At 73.3% G+C, this 1,860-nt stretch carries 3 protein-coding genes; 2 read left to right on the top strand and 1 reads right to left on the bottom strand.

Features of this window, described 5'->3' with window-relative positions:
• Positions 1–694 (top strand): SMI1/KNR4 family protein (locus VR44_RS39560; RefSeq protein ID WP_211275229.1); only part of this gene is annotated, 694 nt, incomplete at its 5' end.
• 149 nt (positions 695–843) lie between these two features.
• On the opposite strand, the gene VR44_RS39555 is transcribed toward VR44_RS39560, so the two are convergent.
• Positions 844–1,608: a PIG-L deacetylase family protein gene (locus tag VR44_RS39555; RefSeq protein WP_045952534.1), complete on the bottom strand. Its 765-nt coding sequence runs from the start codon at positions 1,606–1,608 to the stop codon at positions 844–846.
• A gap of 121 nt (positions 1,609–1,729) precedes the next feature.
• On the opposite strand from VR44_RS39555, the gene VR44_RS43575 reads away from it, so the two are divergent.
• A partial coding sequence (locus tag VR44_RS43575) for a transposase (RefSeq protein ID WP_157880562.1) occupies positions 1,730–1,860 on the top strand: 131 nt, incomplete at its 3' end.

The following is a 1,860-nucleotide window of genomic DNA, read 5'->3' as shown; positions in this document are numbered from 1 at the left end:
CCTAGGTGTGGGGCGCCCCGTGAACCCGGAGCGGCCGCTGTCAGTGGCCTACGGCACCATCGGGGGTATGAAGATCCACGAATGGGAACCCTTCCTGCGCACCTGGAGCGCCGAGCGCGGCACCGCCCTGCGGGCCGACGACCCCTCGGAGCCGCCGCTCGGCCCGCTGGGGTTCGACCCGGCCCCGCCGGAGCGGATCGCCGCGCTCGAAACCCGGCTCGGGGCCCCGCTGCCGCCCTCCTACCGCTCGTTCCTGGAGGTCAGCGACGGGTGGCGGTGGGCCGGGGAGTTCGTGGAACTGCTCGCGCCGGCGGCGGAGGTGGGTCTCCTCCGGGAGATGACGCCCTCCGTCCTCGAGGACCTCACCCTGTGGGAACAGGAGGACCTGGAGGAGGACGAAGGCGACGAGGACGAGGACGGGGACGGGGACGAAGGCGACGACGCGGACGACGCGGACGACGAGGAGGGGTACGAGAGCGCGAGGTGGAACCGCGCCGTCCAGGTCTCGCTGACGGGGGACCAGACCTGGCTGCTCCTCGACCCCGGTGACGTCGGCGAGGACGGCGAGTGGGCGGCCTACCGGTATTCCAGCTGGAGCGGGTACGGACCGGTGCGGCACGACTCCTTCGCCGCCCTGATGCGGGCGGAGTACGAGAGCTTCCGCGCCCTGCGCATACCGGGGGACGCCTCCTAGCCCCCGCCCGCCGGCGGGCACCACCGGCTGGACCAGGGCCGGCCTTCCGGCGGTTCGCGGCCTCGGTCCGCCGGCCGGCCGATTCCCTCGCGACGGCGCCGCCGGGGGCGGTCACGTCGGCCCACCCCCGACGGAGCCCGTCGGTGCGGTCAGCGGGGGAAGACCTCGAACGCGACCGCCGGGACGCCGCCGAACCGGGCCGCCGCCTGCTGGACGCTGCCGGTCAGGAAGTTCCGGACGTACTCCTGCGGGTCCTGGTCGGTCAGCGCCGCGATGTAGGCCTTGTGCTCCAGCAGGGAGTGCACCGCGCGCTCCAGCCCGGGGCCGGCCTCGACGGCGTGCGTGGGTGTGGTGGTCCCCGACACCGCGACCCAGCGCACTCCGTCCCACGGCTCCAGGCCCTGCTCGGAGATGAGTTCGGGGAAGATCCAGCGGTTGCCCGCGTCGCCGGCGGCGTCCAGGACGGCCCGGCCGACGGCCTTGTGGTCGGGGCTGTTCCAGTTCCCGCCGCCGTCCGCCCCGCCCCAGGTGTCCCGGTGGTTGAGGGTGATCACCAGCTCGGGGCGGTGGCGCCGGATGGCCGCCGCGATGTCCCGGCGCAGGGCCGGGCCGTACTCGATGACGCCGTCGCGGTGGCCGAGGAACTCCACCGTGGAGACTCCGACGACGGCCGCGCTGGCGCGCTGCTCGGCCTCGCGCAGCGCGGCGCACTCGTCCGGGGCGACCCCGTCGATGCCGGCCTCGCCGCGGGTGGCGAGCACGTAGGCGACCTCGCGGCCGCCGTCCGTCCAGTGGGCGATGGCCGCCGCGCAACCGTACTCGAGGTCGTCGGGATGGGCGACCACCGCGAGGGCGCGCCGCCAGTCGGCGGGCATGGGCTGCAAGGGGGCCTGCTGATCAGCTCGTTCGGTCATGCTCGCACCTTAGGCGGTCTCCTGCGGAGCCCAAGGCCCATTCCTCGGACGCCACTTCCGAAACGTGAACATTCCGCGGCCTAGGCCGTTTCCTTCGGATCATCGGATCGTTGGGTGATGTGTGTCGTTGACTGATGCCCAGTGGGCACGTATCGAGCCGTTGCTGCCGGATCGCGCACCGAAGCGAGGTGGGCGGTGGCGTGATCACCGGCAGGTGATCGACGCGATCGCGTTCAAGTACCGCACCGGGAC

It is taken from the genome of Streptomyces katrae (genome assembly GCF_000966975.1).
Taxonomy (GTDB): Bacteria; Actinomycetota; Actinomycetes; order Streptomycetales; family Streptomycetaceae; genus Streptomyces; species Streptomyces katrae.
The sequence above is the reverse complement of the archived record's forward strand: the minus strand, read 5'-3'. Positions and strand labels throughout refer to the sequence as shown.

Bases quoted from the DNA above. Each gene is read 5' to 3' on its own strand.
- VR44_RS39555 (WP_045952534.1), bottom strand. From the start codon at position 1,608: ATGACCGAACGAGCTGATCAGCAGGCCCCCTTGCAGCCCATGCCCGCC.